3 protein-coding genes are annotated in these 1,887 nt (G+C 62.3%); 2 read left to right on the top strand and 1 reads right to left on the bottom strand.

Going from position 1 to position 1,887, the window contains the following annotated elements:
* Together WBB85_RS09100 and WBB85_RS09095 are read left to right on the top strand one after the other, a co-directional pair.
* A partial coding sequence (locus WBB85_RS09100; protein WP_432638305.1) for a peptidoglycan-binding domain-containing protein occupies positions 1-149 on the top strand: 149 nt, incomplete at its 5' end.
* Between the two features lie 150 nt (positions 150-299).
* Positions 300-1,421 (top strand): DNA alkylation repair protein, encoded by a 1,122-nt coding sequence (locus tag WBB85_RS09095; RefSeq protein ID WP_432638304.1) that lies wholly within the window; start codon positions 300-302, stop codon positions 1,419-1,421.
* A gap of 8 nt (positions 1,422-1,429) precedes the next feature.
* Here the strand turns inward: WBB85_RS09095 and WBB85_RS09090 are convergent.
* Positions 1,430-1,887: hypothetical protein (locus WBB85_RS09090; RefSeq protein WP_432638303.1), on the bottom strand; the 458-nt coding region annotated here is incomplete at its 5' end.

Raw genomic sequence — 1,887 nt, 5'->3', positions numbered from 1 at the left:
GCTGGGGCTATTACAGCGGTGGCATCGACGGCACCTTCGGCCCGCAGACCTACCGTGCCGTGGCCGCCTATGCCGGTGATACCCAGGGTACGCGACAGCTCAACTCCGTCGCGGGCGCTCACGACGTCTACGGCCAGCTTCTTCGCTAACGCGTTCGGGTCTCTTCTGAAATGACAAGATCCGGAACGCAGTCATCGCGCTCCTGACAGAAGGGTGGCCGGCGCGCGCAACTCACGGTCTCCCCCTTCGTCTCCGGCTGTGGCACGGTTCCCCGAGAACCAGCGACAGCCGGAGACCCTATGGAACCCTTCAAGACGTTCTTTTCGCCTGACCTTGTCGCCTGTCTGGCCAAACATGTTTCCCGGCATCATCCGGGCTTCGATGCCAGAGCGTTTCGGTCGGCGATCCTTCCCAAACTCGATGCGCTGGAACTGAAGGCCCGGGCCCAGCTTATCGCCGATATCCTGAATGGGACGCTGCCGGAGGATGCGGGGGAAAGGGCCCGCGTGCTGACGGCGATCCTGCATCCCGACCCGCTCGACCACGCGAACCAGCCATCCGATGATGACGGCATCTGCGGCTGGGGCGTGCTGCCCCTGACCATGGTCGTGGGTCAGCACGGTGTTGACGATTTCGATCGGTCAATGGACCTGCTGGCCGAGGTGACCAAGCGCTTCTCGTCCGAGTTCGGCATTCGTTATTTTCTGATCGCCGATCAGGCACGCGCGATCCGCATCCTTGAAGGCTGGCTGGACGACCCCAACCACCATGTCCGCCGTCTGATCTCCGAAGGCACCCGCCCGCGTCTGCCCTGGGCTATGCAATTGCCGTCGCTGCTCGCCGATCCGTCACCGGTCCTGCCGCTCCTGACCCGGCTCCGCGATGACCCGGAGGTCTATGTCCGCCGCTCGGTTGCCAATCATCTCAATGACATCTCAAAGGACCATCCCGGGCTTGTTACGGATATCGCACGCGACTGGATGAAGGGGGCAGACAAGGACCGGCAGGCGCTGCTGCGCCATGCCTGCCGTAGCCTGATCAAAAAGGGCGATGCAGCCACACTGGCAATCTTCGGCCGCGAAAAACCGCAGCTTGCGCTGCCGGTCCTGCATCTGTCGTCGAACGCGGTGAGGATGGGGCAGGTGCTGGACCTCACGGCAGAACTGCGCTCGACCAGCCGCAAGCCGCAGCAGTTGACGATCGACTATGTGCTGCACTTCCTGAAGGCTGATGGCCGCTTGTCACCGAAGGTCTTCAAGGGCAGCAACCTGACGCTCGGCGCGGGAGAGGTGCATATCTTCCGTCGCGCCCACCGGTTCCGCGAGGTAACAACGCGGCGCCACTATGCCGGAAAACAGGCCGTGTCGTTGTGCATCAACGGCATGGATACCGATCCGGTTGCATTTCACCTTAACATCTGACGCCGGGGTCAGTTCGCGGCGGGTTCTTCCCCGGGATCAAGGTTCCAGCTGAATCCCTTGGAATCACCTATTTTTCGGGCATCCCGGTTCACGGCCTCAACCTGATCGGCGGGAACCACCCGCGCACGGGTTTCAAAGCTCCATTCCATCCGCAGCCGGCCGTTGCCCGGTGCCTTGCCCGAGAAGCGATAGGCGAAGGCCGGATTCTCGATCCGCACGTCCTTGGGCGGTGTGAAGTTGATCGGCGCGCCGTCAACCTCGACGATATGGCGATAGCTCTTCGACCCGCCCGCCGTCAGCGGTGTCACCCGGGCCGCGAATTGGTAGTCTGGGTAGGAATCGCCGAAATCCTCGGCGGCGAAGTAGAAATCTTCTTTCAGCCCATTGTCGTTCAGCGCCGCCTTCGGAATGGCATAATGCTCCTCCATCCGTATGAGGTTGGCCGCGCGGTCATCTTCCAGCGTGA

Origin of the sequence: Albidovulum sp. (genome assembly GCF_049646345.1) — a bacterium.
Taxonomy (GTDB): domain Bacteria; phylum Pseudomonadota; class Alphaproteobacteria; order Rhodobacterales; family Rhodobacteraceae; genus Albidovulum.
This window is presented reverse-complemented; position numbering and strand designations above follow the sequence as displayed.